The 19,120-nt window shown below is 66.6% G+C and carries 19 protein-coding genes; 11 read left to right on the top strand and 8 right to left on the bottom strand.

The genetic code is table 11. From position 1 onward, the window contains the following. Positions 1-176: 176 nt before the first annotated feature. The gene (locus tag FR943_RS15065) at positions 177-1,391 is read right to left on the bottom strand and encodes an acyltransferase family protein (RefSeq protein WP_217158595.1); all 1,215 of its coding nucleotides are present in this window, start codon (positions 1,389-1,391) and stop codon (positions 177-179) included. A 124-nt stretch (positions 1,392-1,515) separates the two neighbouring features. After that, positions 1,516-2,103 carry an Rv1352/Rv1906c domain-containing protein gene (locus FR943_RS15070; protein WP_217158567.1) on the bottom strand — a complete coding sequence of 196 codons (588 nt, stop codon included), beginning with the start codon at positions 2,101-2,103 and terminating at the stop codon, positions 1,516-1,518. A 49-nt stretch (positions 2,104-2,152) separates the two neighbouring features. On the opposite strand from FR943_RS15070, the gene FR943_RS15075 reads away from it, so the two are divergent. The 5 genes from FR943_RS15075 (at position 2,153) to FR943_RS15095 (ending at position 7,986) form a co-directional block, all read left to right on the top strand. After that, complete coding sequence (locus FR943_RS15075) at positions 2,153-3,310, top strand: alkaline phosphatase family protein (protein WP_217158569.1); 1,158 nt, start codon at positions 2,153-2,155, stop codon at positions 3,308-3,310. Positions 3,311-3,356: 46 nt separating this feature from the next. Further along, entirely contained in the window at positions 3,357-3,689 is a 333-nt protein-coding gene (locus FR943_RS15080) for a DUF732 domain-containing protein (protein WP_217158571.1), read from the top strand. 38 nt (positions 3,690-3,727) lie between these two features. Next, a complete protein-coding gene (locus tag FR943_RS15085) occupies positions 3,728-4,216 on the top strand; it encodes a DUF5078 domain-containing protein (protein ID WP_217158572.1) in 489 nt (162 codons plus the stop codon). 402 nt (positions 4,217-4,618) lie between these two features. Next, the gene (locus tag FR943_RS15090; RefSeq protein WP_217158574.1) at positions 4,619-5,092 is read left to right on the top strand and encodes an MmpS family transport accessory protein; all 474 of its coding nucleotides are present in this window, start codon (positions 4,619-4,621) and stop codon (positions 5,090-5,092) included. Beyond that, entirely contained in the window at positions 5,089-7,986 is a 2,898-nt protein-coding gene (locus FR943_RS15095) for an MMPL/RND family transporter (RefSeq protein WP_217158575.1), read from the top strand. Before FR943_RS15090 ends, FR943_RS15095 begins: the two co-directional genes overlap by 4 nt. On the opposite strand, the gene FR943_RS15100 is transcribed toward FR943_RS15095, so the two are convergent. After that, on the bottom strand, positions 7,983-8,753 hold the full coding sequence (locus FR943_RS15100; protein ID WP_217158596.1) for an ArsR/SmtB family transcription factor: 771 nt from the start codon (positions 8,751-8,753) through the stop codon (positions 7,983-7,985). The two genes, FR943_RS15095 and FR943_RS15100, sit on opposite strands and share 4 nt — an antisense overlap. 552 nt (positions 8,754-9,305) lie before the next feature. Here FR943_RS15100 and FR943_RS15105 point away from each other — a divergent pair. After that, the gene (locus tag FR943_RS15105) at positions 9,306-9,989 is read left to right on the top strand and encodes a C40 family peptidase (protein WP_217158577.1); all 684 of its coding nucleotides are present in this window, start codon (positions 9,306-9,308) and stop codon (positions 9,987-9,989) included. A 53-nt stretch (positions 9,990-10,042) separates the two neighbouring features. Then, positions 10,043-10,792, top strand: coding sequence for a peroxide stress protein YaaA (gene yaaA, locus FR943_RS15110; protein WP_217158578.1), 750 nt, complete (start codon positions 10,043-10,045; stop codon positions 10,790-10,792). A 64-nt stretch (positions 10,793-10,856) separates the two neighbouring features. Here the strand turns inward: yaaA and FR943_RS15115 are convergent, their stop codons facing one another. Genes FR943_RS15115 through FR943_RS15135 form a run of 5 tightly spaced genes read right to left on the bottom strand, consistent with a single transcriptional unit; the run spans position 10,857 to position 15,409 of the window. Continuing rightward, a complete protein-coding gene (locus tag FR943_RS15115; RefSeq protein WP_217158579.1) occupies positions 10,857-11,774 on the bottom strand; it encodes a TauD/TfdA dioxygenase family protein in 918 nt (305 codons plus the stop codon). Between the two features lie 22 nt (positions 11,775-11,796). Further along, positions 11,797-12,867, bottom strand: a complete 1,071-nt coding sequence (locus tag FR943_RS15120) for a PhnD/SsuA/transferrin family substrate-binding protein (RefSeq protein WP_217158580.1) — start codon at positions 12,865-12,867, stop codon at positions 11,797-11,799. A 5-nt stretch (positions 12,868-12,872) separates the two neighbouring features. Beyond that, the gene (locus tag FR943_RS15125) at positions 12,873-13,616 is read right to left on the bottom strand and encodes an ABC transporter ATP-binding protein (protein WP_217158581.1); all 744 of its coding nucleotides are present in this window, start codon (positions 13,614-13,616) and stop codon (positions 12,873-12,875) included. Further along, complete coding sequence (locus tag FR943_RS15130) at positions 13,603-14,484, bottom strand: ABC transporter permease (protein ID WP_308170565.1); 882 nt, start codon at positions 14,482-14,484, stop codon at positions 13,603-13,605. The genes FR943_RS15125 and FR943_RS15130 overlap by 14 nt, the downstream gene beginning before the upstream one ends. Continuing rightward, positions 14,462-15,409: a TauD/TfdA dioxygenase family protein gene (locus FR943_RS15135; protein WP_217158582.1), complete on the bottom strand. Its 948-nt coding sequence runs from the start codon at positions 15,407-15,409 to the stop codon at positions 14,462-14,464. Before FR943_RS15135 ends, FR943_RS15130 begins: the two co-directional genes overlap by 23 nt. Before the next feature lie 483 nt (positions 15,410-15,892). On the opposite strand from FR943_RS15135, the gene FR943_RS15140 reads away from it, so the two are divergent. The 4 genes from FR943_RS15140 (at position 15,893) to FR943_RS15155 (ending at position 19,022) form a co-directional block, all read left to right on the top strand. Continuing rightward, positions 15,893-16,417, top strand: coding sequence for a hypothetical protein (locus FR943_RS15140; protein ID WP_217158583.1), 525 nt, complete (start codon positions 15,893-15,895; stop codon positions 16,415-16,417). A 96-nt stretch (positions 16,418-16,513) separates the two neighbouring features. Next, on the top strand, positions 16,514-17,407 hold the full coding sequence (locus FR943_RS15145; protein ID WP_217158584.1) for a fructose bisphosphate aldolase: 894 nt from the start codon (positions 16,514-16,516) through the stop codon (positions 17,405-17,407). A 3-nt stretch (positions 17,408-17,410) separates the two neighbouring features. Next, the gene (locus tag FR943_RS15150; RefSeq protein WP_217158585.1) at positions 17,411-18,325 is read left to right on the top strand and encodes an alpha/beta fold hydrolase; all 915 of its coding nucleotides are present in this window, start codon (positions 17,411-17,413) and stop codon (positions 18,323-18,325) included. 49 nt (positions 18,326-18,374) lie between these two features. Next, entirely contained in the window at positions 18,375-19,022 is a 648-nt protein-coding gene (locus FR943_RS15155) for an MBL fold metallo-hydrolase (protein ID WP_217158586.1), read from the top strand. Positions 19,023-19,120 lie beyond the last annotated feature (98 nt).

Consider the following 19,120-nt stretch of genomic DNA (forward strand, 5'->3'; position numbering starts at 1 on the left):
TGCAACCTCCACTGCCGGCGAGACCCCATCTGCCCCGTACCGCGATACCGGGACAGCCTATGGGGTGAACCCCGGCCGCACCCAGGCAGCCGGTGACACAGCGATAACAAGGGCATAACAACCTGTCGCACAGCGCGTTTGGATGGTTACAGATGGCTCCGGATGGTTACCATCCGTCACCCCGCACGGGCGGAAACCTCGTCGCTTCGGTCCTGCGGCTCGGTGTCGATCCGGTGCAGCTTCGGGTTGGCCTGCTCGACCGGCCGGATGTCGACCATCCTGCGCATCCACCTTCGAGCCGGCTCCTCGACCCAGTGGTACAGGATGACCGCGCCGACGAGCGATATCGCCAACAGCGCCAGCAGCGTCGCCTTACCCGAGAGCGTGGGTGTCAGGGTGAGCTCGAATTGCCTGGTGGTCCAGATCCAGGCGGTGTGCACCAACTCGTGCACCATGTACAGCCCGAACGATACCTGTCCCCCGTAGACGAGCAGCCGGGTCGACAGGAGCGCGGGCAGGGTGCCGACCCCGATCGCCAGCGCCACCACCTGTGGCACGAACAGGATGTCGACGACGCCGCCGGCGTCACCGATGGTGTTCAACGGATGCGCGTCGAAGAAGTACAGCCCGCCGACGATGACCGCGCTCAGCACGATCGACAGGTAACCGGCGGTGCGCCGGGTCCGGTCCGTCAGATGCAGTTTGCGCACCGCTGCGCAGGCCAGCGCGCCGGCGGTGAACTGCATGATGATCCTGGGCAGCCAACTCCATGGGGTGTAGAAGTGGCCCGTGGCCAACAGCAACACCACCGGTGGCAGCGTCGCGGCGACGGCCAGCAGCACCAGGCTGCGCGCCCGGGTGGCCCGGGCGATCCGGAAGATCACCAGGATCAGCGCACCGAACAACAGGTAGGCCAGCCACTCGGCACTGATCGACCATGCGGGTCCGTCCCAGCTCGACCCGTCGAAATACGGCTCGAACCACAGTTGGACCAGAAACAGCTGGCGTATGTAGCTGACGGCGTTGTAGCCGCTGGTGTCTTCCGGTGGGATGTGGCCGACGTTGAGGGTGAAGATCAACCACAGGGCCGCCAGGTGCAGGGTGACGAGGTAGACCGGCCATACCCGCGACAACCGCAGCCACAGGAAGTGCAATGTGGCCCGGGTGTCCCAGGTGGGTCCCATTCGATCGATGTAGTTCCACGTCAGCACGAACCCGCTGAGGATGAAGAACAGGTCGACGCCTTGGGCGCCGCAATCGAGAACCGGGGCAAGGGCCTTGGTGAAATCCGGTGCGACCTGGTAGAGCAGGGGCCGGAAGTGGAACAGCACCACCCAGACCGCTGCGACGATGCGCAGTCCCGTCAGGGCCCTGATCTCTGCGCCGCGCACAACACCCTTTTCCGTATCGACCCAACTGCTTTCGTGACGTCGGGCCGAGAGTAGCAGCGCGGCGGTGCGCACCGAGTCGGCCACGCGGTGGCTACTCCTGAGAGAAACCCGCGTGACCACCGGATCAGGGCATCGGTACCTGCGACCCGTCGTAATTACGGGCGTTGTTGTTGAGGGTGTTCAGCCAGGCCCGAAGCTTGGCCTGCCCCACCAGTGCGGGGATGGGACCGTTGGGCTGGGCGTCCGGGGCGGCATCGGTCATCTGCCACGTTTGGCACCCGCTGGTCTTGAACGCCTTGTCGGTGGCCTCGATCGCGACCACCTGCGGCTTCTTCGTGAATGCGTTGTCGATGACGTCACCGCCGTGCAGATCGGCCATCCGCTTCCAGTAGCAGGTGCCGTCGGCGACCGGGCCGGCCGACGCGTAATTGCCCGGTTGGATGTCGGTACCGACGACGAAGATGCCGTCATGGTCCATGGTCGTCGCGGGTGCGGCGGGTCCGGCTGGAGTCGTGGCGGGACCAGCTGGGGCCGCGGGAGCGTCGGGCCCGGCCGGAGCCGCGGCGGCGGCATCGGGCGCCGGACCGGGAGCCGGGCCCGGTGCGGGACCGGGGGCCGGTACCGGATCGGCACCGGCGACACCGCTGAACGCCCCACCTGCGGACACCACCACCGCGGCGGCAGCAACGATCACGGCATTCGTCAACTTCATGAAAATCGAGCGTACCGGCTGTGTCGGAGTGATCGGGCACACTTGCGATGTGCAGCTGCCGCACCCCGATCCCGATGTGCCGCACCTGGCCGACGTCGTGCCCTCGGTCCTGTCCGCGATGGGTGTCGGCGGATTCGAGCCCCGGATCAGCTGGCCGGGCCCGGTCCGCGGGGCCTGCGTCCTGTTGATCGATGGGCTGGGCGCCGAACTGCTGACCGCCCACGGTGCCGACGCGCCGGTGATGACGGCGCTGGCCGACCGGACACCGGGCACGCTGCAGGTCGGCTTCCCGGCCACCACCGCGGCCGGTCTGGCGGCGATCGGCACCGGTTGCCGCTCGGGCGAGCACGGTTTCGTCGGCTATACGTTCCGTCTTCCCGAGGCCGGCCCGGACGTCGACGTGATCAACGCGCTGCGCTGGCGCCCGCACCCATGGGGCCCGGACCTGCGCGAGACGGTGCTCCCGGAACGCGTTCAGCCACTGCCCACCACGTTGCAGCGCGCCGAGGCGGCGGGGTTCGCCGTATCGGTCGTTTCGGGCGCGGAATATGCCGGTTCCGGGCTGACCAGGGCGGTCTTGCGGGGCGGGCGCTACGTCGGGACGCACGCCCTGGGTGACCTCGCGGCCGCGGTCAGCGCGGTCGTCGCCGACGGCGGCTTCTGCTACGGCTATCACGCCGACCTCGATCTCGTCGGCCACCTGCACGGGCCGGGCTCGGCGCCGTGGCGGATGCAGCTGCGCCAGGTCGATCGTCTGGTGGAGTCGGTGCTGGAAACCCTGCCGTCGGACTGCCTGCTCACCGTGGTGGCCGACCACGGGATGGTCGCTGTCGACGAAGCCTCGGCAATCGACATCGACGAATGTCGGCCCCTGCGAGATGGCGTGGTCGCCGTCGGGGGCGAGGTGCGGGCGCGGCACCTCTACACCGCCACCGGCGCGGTCGACGACGTGCTCGCGGCGTGGCGGACCACGCTGGGAGACGCGGCATGGGTGGTGTCGAGCGACGAGGCGATCGCGGCGGGATGGTTCGGCCCACGGGTGCGCGACGACGTGCGGCCCCGCATCGGCGACGTGGTGGTGGCCGCCCGCGGGTCGACCGCATTGGTGCGGCGCAGTGTCGAGCCGGTGGAGTCGGCATTGATCGGCCATCACGGTTCGCTGACCAGTGCCGAACAACGCGTGCCGCTGCTGTCGGCGAGAAGTTGACCAACCGCACATCCGGAACAGGCTTAGATGGGCTAAGATTCACCGCATGAAGCTTGCAGGGCTGGCAGTGATCGGTGCCGCGGCGGCTATCGCCTTCGCCGCTCCCGCACACGCCGAGATTGATACTGATTTCGCCAATGAGCTGCACACCTTCGGCATTTACGGGCCGCGTGACTACAACGCCTGGATCGCCAAGATCGCGTGCAAACGGCTCCACAACGGCGTCGATCACAACGCGCAGGATTCGGTGAATTTCGTGGCCAAGCAACTGGACCGGGACAGCACCACCGCGCAGGCATGGCAGTTCCTTGGTACCGCAATCAACTACTACTGCCCCGATCAGCGCTTTGTCTACGAACAGGCCGCCACGCGGCCGTAGTCTGAGCCCTGAGCCGGATCCGAGAGTTTTGGAGCGAGATGTTCAACCGCAAGAGTGTCAGTAACCTCATCCGCGCCGGTGTGGCCACCTGCGCCATCGCCGGCAGCCTGGCTGGAGCCGGCATCGCCACCGGCCTCGGGGTCGGCACCGCCTCCGCCGATGCCACCGACGACTATCCGATCCCCAACCGGATCCTGCGCACACCGTGCACGGCCGAACAGATCATGGCCGCCGCCCGCGACGTCGAGCCGGTCTACTACGAGCGCTACATGATCGATTACAACAACAAGCCGGTCGCCGACCAGCAGGGCGCTCAGGACCGGATCCACTGGTTCTTCTCGATGGACTACGCAGGCCGCCGCCAGTACTCCGAGAACATGGCCACCAACGCCTTCTTCGAGAACATGTCCTGGCGCTGGCCGAACTGGGCCAAGCTGTTCTTCAACAACAAGGGCGTCGCAGCCAACACCACCGACGTCTGCCAGAACTACCCGCCCAACGACATGTCGGTGTGGGACTGGCACTAGTTCCGGGGTTCGACAGGGGTTGGGTTTCGTTGCCGTGATCGGCGGTGAAGCCCAGCCCCTTTTCGTTAGCTGCATCACAGTCGTCGGGCCGATCGCCGCCCACGTATGTCCAGCGCAACCCGCAACGGCGGCGTGACCTGTCGTTACGTGCACCGTGGCGAAGGTTGGCGGGCGCCGACTGCGGGCCCCCGGGGTGGCACCATCACACCTGTGTCGCCGTTTTGTCACTCACTTAAATAAGCTAATATCTCGCTAAGTTTTAGTTAGCCATTCGGCTAGACAGGCACGATATATCGAGGTGAACATGGTGCACACACGCTTCCCCGCGAGCGGCCGTGCCGCCATGTCGGCCACGCCTGATCGCCCCATCGCCCACAATCGACGGACCGGTACCCACTGACGATGACCAAAGCGACGAAAAGCTCTCGCCGGAAACAGTTTTCACTCTCTGGCCTGGCGAAGAAATTTTGGATTCCGTTGATCATCGCCGCGGTGGTGCTGGTCGGCGGATTCACGGTGATGCGGGTGCGCACGTTCTTCGGCGCCGGCGACGGGTCGGGCATCTCCAGCGCCAAGGTCGATGACACCAAGCCGTTCGACCCCAAGGTCGTGGTCTATGAGATCTACGGCGAGCCGGGTGCCTACGCCGACGTGAACTACCTCGACCTCGACGCCCAGCCGCAACGCATCGACGGGGTGACCCTGCCGTGGACGTTGCGGCTGGAATCGACCGCGCCGTCGGTGTTCCCCAACATCGTGGCCCAGGGCAACGGCGACACGATCAGCTGCCGCATCACCGTCGATGACGAAGTCAAAGACGAGAGAACCTCCAACGGCGTGAACGCCCAAACCTTCTGCTTGGTGAAATCTGCATGAGCAACTACGACGCCCCGACCGAAGCATTCCCGGTCAGCGGGCCGAGACCGGCTCAGCACCGCGGGATCGCCAAGTGGATCCGCCGGTTGGCTGTGCCGATCATCATCGGCTGGATCGCGCTGATCGCCGTGCTGAACGTCGCCGTGCCTCAGCTCGAAGAGGTCGGGAAGATGCGCTCGGTGTCGATGAGCCCGGACGAGGCGCCGTCGATGATCGCCATGAAGCGCGTCGGCGAGGTCTTTCAAGAATTCAAGTCCAACAGCTCGGTGATGGTGGTGCTCGAGGGCGACGAGCCCCTCGGTGACGACGCGCACGACTACTACGACGAGGTCGTCGACAAGCTCGAGGCCGACAAGGAGCACGTCGAGCACGTCCAGGATTTCTGGGGCGATCCGCTGACCGCCTCCGGCGCCCAGAGCTCCGACGGCAAAGCCTCCTACGTGCAGGTCTACACCGCGGGTAACCAGGGCGAGGCGCTGGCCAACGAATCGGTCGAAGCCGTCCAGAAGATCGTCGAGAGCGTCACCCCGCCGGCCGGGGTGAAGGCCTACGTCACCGGCCCGGCCGCCCTGGCCGCCGACCAGCACATCGCCGGTGACCGCAGCGTCCAGATCATCGAGGCGCTGACCTTCACGGTCATCATCATCATGTTGCTGCTGGTCTACCGCTCCATCGTCACGGTGATCCTCACCCTGGTGATGGTGGTGCTGTCCCTGTCGGCCGCCCGCGGGGTGATCGCTTTTCTGGGCTACTACAACATCATTGGCCTGTCCACGTTCGCCACCAACCTGTTGGTGACGCTGGCCATCGCCGCGTCCACCGACTACGCCATCTTCCTGATCGGGCGATATCAAGAGGCCAGAAGTGTCGGCGAGGACCGAGAACAGGCCTACTACACCATGTTCCACGGCACCGCCCACGTGGTGCTGGGTTCAGGACTGACCATCGCCGGCGCCACCTTGTGCCTGCACTTCACCAACCTGCCGTACTTCCAGTCCCTCGGTTTCCCGTTGGCCATCGGCATGGTCACCGGCGTGATCGCCGCCCTCACCCTGGGGCCGGCCATCATCACGGTGGCCACCAGGTTCGGCAAGACCCTGGAGCCCAAGCGGGCCATGCGGACCCGCGGCTGGCGCAAAATCGGTGCGGCCGTGGTGCGTTGGCCGGCACCGATCCTGATCTCGACCATCGCGCTGGCCCTCGTCGGTCTGCTGACCCTGCCCGGCTACCGGACCAACTACAACGACCGGGTCTATCTGCCGGCTGATCTGCCGGCCAACACCGGATATGCCGCATCCGACCGGCACTTCTCGCAGGCCCGGATGAACCCCGAGTTGCTGCTGATCGAAAGCGATCACGACCTGCGCAACTCCGCGGACTTCCTGGTCGTCGACCGGATTGCCAAGCGAATCTTCCAGGTACCCGGCATTTCTCGGGTGCAGGCCATCACCCGCCCGCAGGGAACGACGATCGAGCACACCTCGATCCCGTTCCAGATCAGCATGCAGGGCACCACCCAGATGATGAACATGAAATACATGCAGGACCGCATGAAGGACATGTTGGTGATGGCCGACAACATGCAGACCACCGTCGACACCATGGAAAAGATGCTGACGCTGGTCGGGCAGATGTCCGACACCACCCACAGCATGGTCGGCAAGATGCACGGGATGGTCGACGACGTTGCCGAAATGCGGGACCACATCGCCGATTTCGACGATTTCTTCCGCCCGATCCGCAACTACCTGTACTGGGAACCGCACTGCTACGACATCCCGATGTGCCAGTCGATCCGGGCGATCTTCGACACCCTCGACGGCATCGACACCATGACCGACGACATCCAGAACATGATGCCGGACATGGATCGGCTCGATGAGCTGATGCCGCAGATGCTCACGATCATGCCGCCGATGATCGACACGATGAAGCGGATGAAGTCCATGATGCTGACCATGCAGGCGACCATGGGTGGTCTGCAGGATCAGATGGAAGCGATGATGGAGAACCAGACGGCCATGGGCCAGGCGTTCGACGCTTCCAAGAACGACGACTCGTTCTACCTGCCGCCGGAGACCTTCGAGAACCCCGACTTCAAGCGCGGCATGAAGATGTTCCTGTCGCCGGACGGGCACGCGGTGCGGTTCATCATCAGCCATGAGGGCGATCCGATGAGCCCCGAGGGCATCTCGCACATCGATCCGATCAAGAACGCCGCCAAGGAGGCGATCAAGGGCACCCCGCTGGAGGGTTCCAAGATCTACCTCGGCGGTACCGCGGCCACCTTCAAGGACATGCAGGAAGGCGCCAACTACGACCTGCTGATCGCCGGAATCGCGGCGCTGTGCCTGATTTTCATCATCATGCTGATCCTGACCCGCAGCGTGGTGGCCGCCGCCGTCATCGTCGGCACCGTCGTGCTGTCCCTGGGCGCATCCTTCGGTTTGTCGGTGCTGATCTGGCAGCACCTGATCGGGCTGGAGTTGCACTGGATGGTGATCGCCATGGCGGTCATCGTGCTGTTGGCCGTCGGTGCGGACTACAACCTGTTACTGGTCTCCCGGTTCAAAGAGGAGATCCATGCCGGTTTGAACACCGGCATCATCCGGGCCATGGGCGGTACCGGGTCGGTGGTGACCTCGGCGGGCCTGGTGTTCGCGTTCACCATGATGTCGATGGCGGTCAGCGAGCTGGCCGTGATCGGTCAGGTGGGCACCACGATCGGCCTGGGCCTGCTGTTCGACACCCTGGTGATCCGGTCGTTCATGACCCCGTCGATCGCGGCGCTGCTGGGCAAGTGGTTCTGGTGGCCCCAACGGGTGCGGCAGCGCCCGCTGCCGGCACCGTGGCCGACGCCGACGCGGCGCGATCCGCAGGACAGCTTGGTCTAGGCGGCCCGCTCCAGCTCCGATTTGAGACCGGACAGCTTGAGCGGCCAGCCGCGCGAGACCAACTCTCGCACCACGCCATCCACGCCGAGACCGTCGTGGACCAGGGTGAGCTTGACCTGGTCCCCGACGGTTTCGATGTCGAAGGCCACCCGTGACCGGGGTTCGCCCGCGGCCGCGGCGATCGTCTCCTCGCTCAGTTGCGGGTCGATCCGGCGCAGCTCGGGCGTGAACGTGTGGAAGGTGAACGCCAACCGGCGGTAGGGATCGGATTCCAGCACCATCTGCTCGGGGTGCTCGATGCGCACCCCGTCTTCGATCCAGGTGTAGGACGAGCCCTTCAGCCAGTCCGACTCGATGCCGTGCCCCAGGTAGCTGCGGGAGAACGCCGGGTTGGTGATCGCCTGCCACAGCCGTTCCGGGGTGGTGTGGATATAGGTGACGTAGACGAACTCGCTCACCGTCGGGTGCTCCAACACCGTCTTGAGGCCGGCCTGCCCATGAGCGCGGGCGTGGGCGTAGTGGTCGATCCAGCGGTCGGCGACGGTGGTGATCGGCTCGGTATTGAGGTAATGCCGCTTTTCCCGCCCCACACGCCTCGTGGTGACGAGATTGGCGGTTTCCAGTACCGCCAGGTGCTTGCTGACCGACTGCCGGGTCATCGACAGGCCACCGCACAGCTCCCGCAAGCTCTGTCCGTTCTGTTCGTCGAGGCTCTCGAGCAGCCGCCGCCGAGTGGCGTCGGCCAGCGCTTTGAAGACGTCGTCCATCTGTCCGGGTTCCCCCTCACCTACGTCGGTACCGGAGCCGCCACTCATTATGCAGCCATTTGGTTGCATAATGGGCCTCGCCCGCCTTCGACAGGCCCCCTGGACCCGGGCCGTGGTCGGTTTCCCCGGTCGGCGTCCAGCCACCGTCCGGCGCCGCTGAGGCGTTGCCGAAATTGCACCGCCCGGACCTGTTCCCCGCCGCGGCGTCGTCACCGGCCCCAGGCAGGCAGCATCACCCCCTCGACGCCGACCGCCCCACCGCATCATGATCGAAATACCTATGAAACCAATGTAATTCACGCCTCCCGTGACAGATCGAACCCCCTGAATCCGCGCCGAACCGCAGCACAAGTCCAGTGCCGCAGCACTATTCACCGAGAACACGCCCGGTCATCGCGCGACGGTTTCCTACCCGCCACCGGCAACCGAATAACCATCGCGGACAACCACACTCGATCAGCCAAAGCGTGAAGCAGTCCATACCCACCGATGGTTGTGAACGGAGTCACATATTTTGCCCACCCAAAATCAGCTCTGCTAGCGTCCGGCCGCATGTTTGCTATCGCCACGCTTATGGCGCTTGTCCAGCAGGTTTCGGGCACGCCGTACATCTCAGGTGGAGACTCCCCGGCCGGCACGGACTGCTCGGGCCTGGCTTCCTGGATCAGCAATGCAGCCACCGGTCGCCCCGTCTACGGCGACCGGTTCCACACCGGCAACCAGGAGCGGGCGCTGCTGGCCCGCGGCTTCAAGTACGGCACCCAGCCCGGTGCCCTGGTGATCGGCTGGAACAGCGGCCACACCGCGGTGACCCTGCCGGACGGCACCGCGGTGTCCTCGGGCGAAGGTGGCAGCGGGGTCAAGATCGGTGGCGGTGGCGCCTATCAGCGGCAGTTCAACCACCACATGTATCTGCCGGCCGAGGCACTCCCCCCGGCGCCCGCGGACGCTCCGCCGCCCTTCGGCGCTCCGCCGCCCCCGGCACCGATCGAGTTGATGGGCGCACCGGCTCCCGTCGACCCGTTCGCCCCGCCGCCACCGCCCCCGGCCGACCCGTTCGCCCCGCCGGTCGACCCGATGGCAGCTCCGGCCCCGATCGATCCGTTCGCCCCGCCGCCGCCGGCCGACCCGTTCGCCCCGGTGGACCCGATGGCCGCCCCCGCGCCGATCGTGCTGGACGTACCGCCGCCCCCGGCGCCGCCCGCGCCCGAGGAACCCGCTCCGTTCGCGGTCTGAGATCACACCGGTCGGTAGCCGGAGAGTCGCGATCGTTCGGCTAACGTCGGCGTGTGATCGTGCTCCTGCCACCGTCGGAGACCAAGCGCACCGGCGGGGACGGCCCGCCGCTGCGTCTGGACACCCTGAGCTCCCCCGCCCTCACCCCGCTTCGTCAGTCGCTGGTCGACGAACTGGTGGAGCTCGCCGGGGATCCGCCGGCCTGCCGCACCGCCCTGGGCCTCTCCGCCGGCCAGGACGCTGAGATCGAGCGCAATGCCGCACTGTGGCGGGCGCCCACCATGCCGGCCATCGAGCGCTACACCGGGGTGCTCTACGACGCTCTGGACGTCGGTTCGCTACGCGGCGCAGCGGTTGCCCGTGCCCGTGCCCGGCTAGCGGTGGGCTCGGCCCTGTTCGGCCTGCTGCGCGCCGACGACGAGGTGCCTGCCTACCGACTGTCCGCGTCCTCGAAGCTGCCGGGGCAACCCGGCCTCGTCAAGCGCTGGCGCCCACTGCTGGAGCCGGTGCTCGCCGACCTGGCCGCCGGCGAGCTCATCGTGGACCTACGCTCCGGCTCCTACGCCGGCCTCGGCCGCGTCGCAGGCGCCGTCCGGGTACAGGTGCTGGCCGAGCACCCCGACGGGCACCGCACCGTGGTGAGTCACTTCAACAAGGCGCACAAGGGTCAGCTGGCCCGCGCACTGGTCAGCTCCAGGGCCGAACCCAACGATGCCGCCGCCGTGGCCACCGTCGCGCGCCGCGCCGGGATGACCGTCGAACGCGTCGGCGACGAACTGACCGTCGTGGTGCCGGCCGGGTGACCCCGCCGGGTCAGGCCGGCCCGAACGGCTCGCCGTCTCAGGCTGCCTCGAACGGCTCGCCGTCTCAGGCTGCCTCGAACGGCTCGCCGTCCAACGCCACCGAGGGACGGCCGTCGGGTCCCGCCGGCACATCCCCCACCAGCGTCACCCGGTACAACCGGCGATCGTGGTCACCGGTGAGGTCCGACGGGGCGAGATGCACAGTGGCGCGGTTGTCCCAGAACGCGATGCTGCCCGGCTCCCACTTGAACCGCACGGTGTACTCCGGCCGCACCAGCTCGTCGTAGAACAACCCCAGCAGCCGGCGGCTCTCGTGCGGTGAGACGTCGACGATGTGGCTGGTGAAACCCGGGTTGACGTACAGCGCGCGCTCTCCGGTCTCGGGATGCACCCGCACCACCGGGTGCTCGGTGAGCAGTGGACGACGCTGCACTCGACGCTGATAGTCCTCGGTCGCCGTCGTGCCGTCCGGCGGCGAGAAGCGGTGCACGGCCCGCAGGCCATCGGCCAGTCGCTGCAACGGTGCGGACAAACCCTCATACGCCGCAACGGTGTTGGCCCATTGGGTGTCGCCGCCGTATGGCGGGATCACCTCGGCCCGAAGGATCGACGCCGCAGGCGGATTCACCGCCGCGGTCACATCGGCATGCCAATTCGCCTTGTCGTAGCCGCGGCTGCTGCCGTAGCGGGCCTTGAAGCGGTCGGCGAAGATCGGGTAGATCGTCGGATAGTCCGGGTCCGGGATGGAGTCGAACAACGGATGGGCCGGGGTCGGTGAACCGAACGCCCGGGCCAGCCGCAGGTGATCGTCGTGACCGATGAACTGGCCGCGGAAGAACACCACCTTCCACTTGAGCAGCGCGGCACGGATTTCGGTGACGTGCTCCGCGAGCAGCGGTGCGGTCAGGTCGATTCCGTGGATCTCGGCGCCGATCCAGCCGGCCTGCGGCCGGATACTCAATGCGGTCGTCGTTTGCGTCATCTGTGATCCTTTCTGGGAGTCGTTACGGCGTCAGTGATTTCGGTATGACACCGTCGAGTTCGTTCTGCGCGGTGACGATGTCGTTGTAGCGACCGTCCACATAGGGCTTCACATCGACGTGGCTCTTGATGGTCCCGGTGTCGTACAAGCCGTCGGCAACGGTCTGGAACAACGCGGTGGAATCCGCGTCGATCGGGTAGTACGAGGCGATCCCATCTTCGTCGTAGAGCTTGCGGCCCTGATCGAAAGTGATGCCCTGCACCGCGACGTAGTACTGGTCGATCCACTGGTCGGAGTGCGTGTCCTTCCAGTTGTTTGCCGCGACGGCGCGACCGACATAGTCACCGATGGCGGCTTCTTTGGCCGGGTCGTCGAGCACGTCACGGCGCACGATCAAGGTCTGGATACCGGTGTTGATCCCCTTGCCGTCACCGAGAATCGGCGGCTCACCCAACTGGTAGTACTGGTTGCCCAGCACGATCGCGGCATCGACGGCGTCGGCGGCAAACGTCGGAACCACCTCTGCCCCAGCCAGTTCCACCGGATGCACATCGGTTCGCAAGTCCAGTCCGTGCCGTTTGAGCAACGCAGCCGTGATCATGTGGCGCCCCGATCCCGGTGGATAGGCCACCCGTTTACCCCGGAGATCTTCGATGCGTTTCACCCCACTGTCGGGACGCGCCACCAGGTAATAGCCGCCGCTGGTCCCGGGGTTGGCCTGCAACCCGATCGTCACCAGGTCGGTGACCCCACTGTCGACCGCGATCGGCACCGGCGCCTCGCCGATCGCACCCACGTCGGCGGCTCCCGAGCGCAACGACTCGATCACCGCCGCCCCACCGCTGAAGTCGGCGAAATCGACCTCGTAGGGTGCGTCGTGGCCGGCATTCGCCAGTTTCCAGGGCAGCGACTGGGTCCCGTTCTGCTCGGCGATGACGAGCTTGGTGCCGGCGGGCACCTCGGTCTTGGCCGCGATCTGCACGGTGTCGATGGCACCTCCGGACTCGTCGTCGGACAACCCGCACGCGCTGAACAGCAACGGCACCAACAACAGCACGGCACACCGGCGCGGGCCTGCACCACCAAAAAGCATGTGATTCATTCCTTGTCTTCGGACACGCCGAGTTCAGTGAGCAAACGCTTTCGCAGCGCGGCGAATTCGTGAGTGTCGCGGGCGCGGGGCTTCGGCACCGTGACGTCGACATCGAGCGAGAGCACCCCGTCGGTCAGCACGATCACCCGGTCGGCGAGCAGGATCGCCTCGTCGACGTCGTGGGTGACCAGCAGCACCGCCGGGGTGTGGTGGCGGTACAGATCCAACAACAGGCCGTGCATCCTGATCCGGGTGAGTGCGTCGAGCGCACCGAACGGCTCGTCGAGCAGCAGCAGTTGTGGTTCCCGCACCAACGCCCGCGCCAGTGCCACCCGCTGCGCCTCACCGCCCGACAACGTGCGCGGCCAGGCTCTCGCCTTGTCCGCGAGTTTGACCTCACCCAGCGCGGCCAGGGCCCGCTGGGCGACGGCGCCGCCGGAGGGCCAGCCGATCGTCACGTTGGCCAGCACCCGCTGCCACGGCAGCAGCCGGGGATCCTGAAACACGATCGCCCGCCGCCCAGGCACCCGCAGATAGCCGTCCACGTCGCTGTCGAGAGCACCCAGGGCACGCAGGAACGTGCTCTTGCCCGAGCCGCTGCGCCCCAGCAGCGCGACGAACTCACCGGCCCGGATCTCCAGGTCCAGACCATCGAGGATCACGTTGTCCCCGAACCGCTTCCGGATACCGCGCGCGATCACCACGGAGTCTGCGTCGAGGGTGGGCGGCAACGTCTCAGTCCCCGTCATAGGCCCGTCTCCAGGTGAGCAACCGCCCTTCCAGGAACCGGACCATAAGGATCGAGACCAGGCCCAGAATCGCGTACACGGCGATCAGCACGAACACGATGTCGATCTGGAAGTACTCGCGGGCATCGGTCATCATCCGGCCGAGCCCCTTCTTCGCGTTGATCGTCTCGGCGAAGATCAACGACAGCCAGGAGGCGGTCAGGGCCAGCCGCAAGCCGACCAGGAACCCCGGCAACGATCCGGGAATGATGACCCGGTAGATCATCTCGGCCCGGCCCGCGCCGAACGACCGGGCCGCCTCCACCAGTGCGGCATCGACGCTGCGGATCGCGCTGAACGTGTTGATGTAGATGGCGACCGCGACCGCCAGGGTGATCAGCAGGATCTTGGGCACCTCGCTGATACCGAACCACACGATCAGTAGCGGCACGAGCGCGAAGTTCGGTACCGCCCGCAGGATTTCCATGTTCGCGTCGACGAAGTTCTCGCCGATCCGGGACAACCCGGCGATCAGGGCCAGCCCGAGCCCGAGCACGATACCGAACACCAACCCGTAGCCGACGCGCAGCAGGCTGGCGGTCAGATGCTCCTGAAAAGTGCCGTCGGCCAGCAGGGTCCACGCGGCGCGCACCACCCGGGTGGGCGGTGGCACCGTGCGTTCGTCGAAGATGCCGACGGTGGAGCACAGTTGCCACAGGCCCACCAGCAGGACCGGCCCCAGCAGCCGCTGCACCGACCGCGGCACCGCCGGTTTGCGCTGCGTCCGCCGGACCGCCGCGCGCGGGTCGACGAGATCGGTGGCGCCCGGACCGGCGGGCGCCGGCCGCGACAACAGGGTGGCCATCTCAGGCGGCACCGAAGTAGTCACCCGAAATCGATTCCGAGGCAACGCCGTCGGGCCCGACCGGGATGTCGCCGACCAGGGTGATACGGTGCAGGATCCGATCACCCTCGACGTGCTCGAAGTCGCGGGGGGCCAGGTGCAGCGCGGCCCGGTTGTCCCAGAACGCCACACTGCCCGGCTCCCACCTGAACCGGACCGAGTACTCGGGCCGCCCGATCTCCTCGAACAACAGGTCCAGTAGGTGCCGGCTCTCCCGTGGGGAGAGATTGACGATCTCACGGGTGAAGGACGGGTTGACGTAGAGCACCTTCTCCCCCGTCTCGGGGTGTACGCGTACCACCGGGTGGATGGTCGCGAGCGGATTGCTGCGCACCAGGTCCCCGATCTTCTCCGGGCTGCGCTCGGCCGACGTCGTCGAACCGAAGCGATGCTCGGCCCGCAACTCGTCGAGCAGACCCTGCACCGACGGAGAAAGCCCCGCATACACCGCTGCGACATTGGTGAACTGGGTGTCGCCGCCGTACCCGGGCACCCGTTCGGCGCGCAGGATCGAATGCGACGGCGGGTTGATCAACGGCGTGACGTCGGCGTGCCAGCCAGGTCCGTTGGGACTTTGCCGCTTGCGGTACTTGGTGCCGTACCGGTGGTCGTAGGCCGCCGGAGAGACCGTATGGATCTGCGGGAATCCGGCTGGGGCAGAATCGCCCTCGTACGGATGCCCTGGCGTCACCGCCCCGAACTGGGCACCGAACGCGATCTGCGCGGCATGGTCGATGTCCTGGTCCCGGAAGAACACCACCTTCCACCGGTGCAGGGCCGACCGGATCGACGCGGTCTGCTCCGACGACAGCGGCCTCGACAGGTCGATCCCGTCGATCAGGGCGCCGGTATATCCCGACAGTGGGGTGATCCGGACTCCGGTACTCGACGCGACCTCGGACAGAGACATCGCCACACTCCCTCCAAAACGGCTGCTGATATCGACCGTTCGACGCTAACGACGTTGGACGCCGGGCTTACCGGTTTGAATCGGCGTGACGGGAATGGCGATCGGCGCATCACGACGTTGCCCGGCGCGGATCGCACCGCGGCCCCACATTGCCTCTGCCTGCGGCGGACTCGATCGCAGGCCGCCGGGCGGGGTGAATCTCACTGTTGCCGAGCCGCTTTCAAAGCCCGTTGAGCTACCCCCGCGCGGCGGAACGCGTTTCGACCGGATTCGCACGAGTTGGCGGGTGTCACCCACGAGGCCCGGCCTCGTCGTGCACAATATGAGCTCGCGTCAGCACCCGCCGCCTGCCCACACCGCCGCTTCCCGGGAGCAAGCTTGGTCACCTGCCTCGTTTCCACACCGCATCCATCGTGTCCGCCGGTTCGGCGCGGACGACATCGAAAGGCACCGCAGCGACGCTGGCTGCCGGTCGGGATCGGGGTGGCCGCCACGGCCGTGGTCAGTTCCCTGCTCACCGCCTTCGTCATCATCACCACGCTGGCATCCAAGCTGTCGGCGAAAGACTCGGTGTATGCGGTGGGCGCCCGGACGTATGAGGTGAAGCCGGAGCTGCCGGCCCCGCGCGACGTCGTCGCACCGGTTACCGCACCGGCCGCCGCCGGGTTCGCGTTCGACGAGGCGGGCTTCGTCGGCTCGCAGGCCCGCTGCGATGACACCCAGACCGCGCGGGCGATCGGGCGCACCGAACGCTCGCTGGTGGTGATCTGCCTGGACCGCAGCGGTGGCCTCGAGTATCACGGCGTGCGGCTTTCGGACCGGGCCGCGCTGGCCGCATCCGCCGACGTCAAGCCCGGTCGCCGGTTCGTCGCACGGAACTATCAGGTCAATTACGCGGTCTCACCGACCGAGCTGCTCGTCACCGCCGGAAGCGCGGTCATCAAGCGCGAACCGATGGTGGAGTACCGCGAGATCCTGTCTACGCCGGTTGTCGTCGCGCCCCGATAGCGGATTCCTGCCCCCGATGGGTGGCCGGTACCACGGCGGGGTGCGGCCCGAATATCCTCTGAGGCGACAGACGTCTTCAAAGGAGTGGACAACCTCATGGTGAACCAGCAGCAGGCCGACAAGATGACCACGGGCAAGGGCTTCATCGCCGCGCTCGACCAGAGTGGCGGCTCGACCCCCAAGGCCCTGCGTCTCTACGGCGTCGAGGAGAACGCCTACTCCTCCGAAGAGCAGATGTTCGACTTGATCCACCAGATGCGCTCGCGCATCATCACCTCACCGGTGTTCAACGGTGACCGGGTGCTGGCCGCGATCCTGTTCGAGCAGACCATGGACCGCTCCATCGACGGCAAGCCCACCGCCACCTACCTGTGGGAGGACAAGGGCGTCGTTCCGCTGCTGAAGATCGACAAGGGGCTGGCCGAGGTCGCCGACGGCGTGCAGGTGATGAAGCCGATGCCAGGGCTGGACGAGCTGCTGGCCCGGGGCGCCGCGAACGGCATCTTCGGCACCAAGGAGCGTTCGGTGATCGGTGCCGCGAACCCCGATGGGGTGGCCGCCGTAGTGGCCCAGCAGTTCGAGGTGGCCAAGCAGGTGCTCTCGCACGGTCTGATCCCCATCATCGAGCCCGAGGTCACGATCTCGATCGACGACAAGGCCGAGGCCGAGGACCTGCTGCGGGACGAGATCACCAAGAATCTGGACGCCCTGCCGGCCGACCAGAAGGTCATGCTCAAGCTGACCCTGCCCACGCACGCCAACCACTACCAGTCGCTGGTGCAGCACCCGAAGGTGATGCGGGTGGTGGCACTGTCGGGTGGTTACTCGCGCGACGAGGCCAACAAGCTGCTGGCCCAGAACACCGGAGTGATCGCCAGCTTCAGCCGGGCGCTGACCGAGGGACTGTCGGCCCAGCAGAGTGACGCGGAGTTCAACAGCACGCTGGACACCTCTATCCAGTCGATCTACGACGCCTCCGTCGCGGGCTGAGACGTGGTCATCCCGATCGACCGCCCCAAGCTGGAGGGCAACATCGCTGTCGACGACGGCAGACAACTAGGGTTCGCCGAATTCGGCGACCCGCAGGGCCGGGCGGTGTTCTGGCTGCACGGCACCCCCGGTGCCCGACGGCAGATCCCGACCGAGGCGCGCATCTACGCCGAGCGGAACCACATCCGGCTGATCGGGGTCGACCGTCCCGGCATCGGGTCCTCCACCCCGCACCAGTACCAGCGGGTGCTGGATTTCGGCGCCGATCTGCGCACCATCGCCGACACACTGGGCATCGACAAGATGGCGGTCATCGGGCTGTCCGGAGGCGGCCCCTACACGCTGGCCACCGCGGCGGCCATGCCCGACCGGGTGATGGCGGCCGGGGTGCTCGGCGGCGTGGCACCAATGGTGGGGCCCGACGCGATCAGCAGTCCGCTGATGCAGCTGGGCGCCCGGGTGGCACCGGTGCTCGAGGTGGCCGGAGCGCCCATCCGGTTGGCCGCCTCGGGGCTGATCCGGCTGATCCGTCCGGTCGCCTCCCCCGCCTTGGAGATCTACGCACGGATCTCGCCCGAAGGCGACCGGCGCATGCTGGGCCGGCCCGAGTTCAAGGCGATGTTCCTCGACGATCTGCTCAACGGCAGCCGCAAGCAGTTGGCCGCCCCGTTCTACGACATCGTGGTGTTCGAGCGGGACTGGGGTTTCCGGCTCGACGAGGTGAAGGTGCCGGTGCGCTGGTGGCACGGCGACCACGACCACATCGTGCCGTTCTCCCACGGTCAGCACGTGGTGTCCCGGCTGCCTGACGCCACCATGACCGAGCTGCCCTACGAAAGCCACCTCGGCGGGCTGGGCTGCGCCGAGGAGATCTTGGGCACCATGATCTCCACCTGGGACAGCGCTGAGAAAGACTGAACACACCGACAGTTGACCTCAACCATTGTTGAGGGTCGACGCTGTCGGCATGACAACTTCACTCACCCGGATTCGGGCCGACCTGTGGGAAACGCGTACCGACACACCGTTTCCGGGTTTGACGACGCACGCTTACCTGTGGACGTCGGATGGGCACAACGCGCTGTTCTATTGCCCGGCCACCGACTCCGATTTCGCCGCGCTGGATGCGCTCGGCGGAGTCGACGACCACTATCTGTCACACCAGGACGAGGCCGGCCCGATGCTGGCCCGCGTCGCCGATCGGTTCGGTTCCCGGTTGCACGCACCCGCCGCCGAACACGACACCATCGGACGACACCGCACGATCGACGTGCCACTGTCCACCCGGCACGTCGACGACCGTGGGATCGAGGTACTCCTCACCCCGGGGCATACTCCGGGCAGCACCAGTTACCTCGTCGAGGGCGCCGAAGGCCGGTACCTGTTCACCGGGGACACCATGTTCGTCGCCGCCGACGGTCGATGGTCGACATTCGTGATCCCCGGTATCGGCGACCCCGCGGCCATGACCGACAGCCTGCACCTGCTGGCGAGCCTGCAGCCCGATGTCGTCATCTCCAGCGCATACGGAGCGCGTGCGGTCACCGTGCTCGACGAGGGTGCCTGGCCGGCGTGCGTCGAGCAGGCGTTGGTTTCGATACCGGTCAACCGCTGATCGCCTACGTCGAGGATCTGTCAGTAGGGCGGTGGTTTGTCTTGTTCGGTGTTGAGTCGGCGTTCGGTGTTGATGCGTTGGGTGCGGGTTTGTTGGCG

This window comes from [Mycobacterium] fortunisiensis (assembly GCF_019050325.1).
In the GTDB taxonomy this organism is placed as follows: Bacteria; Actinomycetota; Actinomycetes; order Mycobacteriales; family Mycobacteriaceae; genus Mycobacterium; species Mycobacterium fortunisiensis.

Excerpts from the sequence above, each read along its gene's own strand:
- FR943_RS15085 (WP_217158572.1), top strand. The coding sequence starts at position 3,728 with ATGTTCAACCGCAAGAGTGTCAGTAACCTCATCCGCGCCGGTGTGGCC.
- FR943_RS15070 (WP_217158567.1), bottom strand. The coding sequence starts at position 2,103 with ATGAAGTTGACGAATGCCGTGATCGTTGCTGCCGCCGCGGTGGTGGTG.
- FR943_RS15125 (WP_217158581.1), bottom strand. The coding sequence starts at position 13,616 with ATGACGGGGACTGAGACGTTGCCGCCCACCCTCGACGCAGACTCCGTG.
- FR943_RS15080 (WP_217158571.1), top strand. The coding sequence starts at position 3,357 with ATGAAGCTTGCAGGGCTGGCAGTGATCGGTGCCGCGGCGGCTATCGCC.
- FR943_RS15115 (WP_217158579.1), bottom strand. The coding sequence starts at position 11,774 with ATGACGCAAACGACGACCGCATTGAGTATCCGGCCGCAGGCCGGCTGG.
- FR943_RS15090 (WP_217158574.1), top strand. The coding sequence starts at position 4,619 with ATGACCAAAGCGACGAAAAGCTCTCGCCGGAAACAGTTTTCACTCTCT.
- FR943_RS15145 (WP_217158584.1), top strand. The coding sequence starts at position 16,514 with ATGGTGAACCAGCAGCAGGCCGACAAGATGACCACGGGCAAGGGCTTC.
- FR943_RS15105 (WP_217158577.1), top strand. The coding sequence starts at position 9,306 with ATGTTTGCTATCGCCACGCTTATGGCGCTTGTCCAGCAGGTTTCGGGC.
- FR943_RS15120 (WP_217158580.1), bottom strand. The coding sequence starts at position 12,867 with ATGCTTTTTGGTGGTGCAGGCCCGCGCCGGTGTGCCGTGCTGTTGTTG.
- FR943_RS15095 (WP_217158575.1), top strand. The coding sequence starts at position 5,089 with ATGAGCAACTACGACGCCCCGACCGAAGCATTCCCGGTCAGCGGGCCG.
- FR943_RS15135 (WP_217158582.1), bottom strand. The coding sequence starts at position 15,409 with ATGTCTCTGTCCGAGGTCGCGTCGAGTACCGGAGTCCGGATCACCCCA.
- FR943_RS15100 (WP_217158596.1), bottom strand. The coding sequence starts at position 8,753 with ATGGACGACGTCTTCAAAGCGCTGGCCGACGCCACTCGGCGGCGGCTG.
- FR943_RS15155 (WP_217158586.1), top strand. The coding sequence starts at position 18,375 with ATGACAACTTCACTCACCCGGATTCGGGCCGACCTGTGGGAAACGCGT.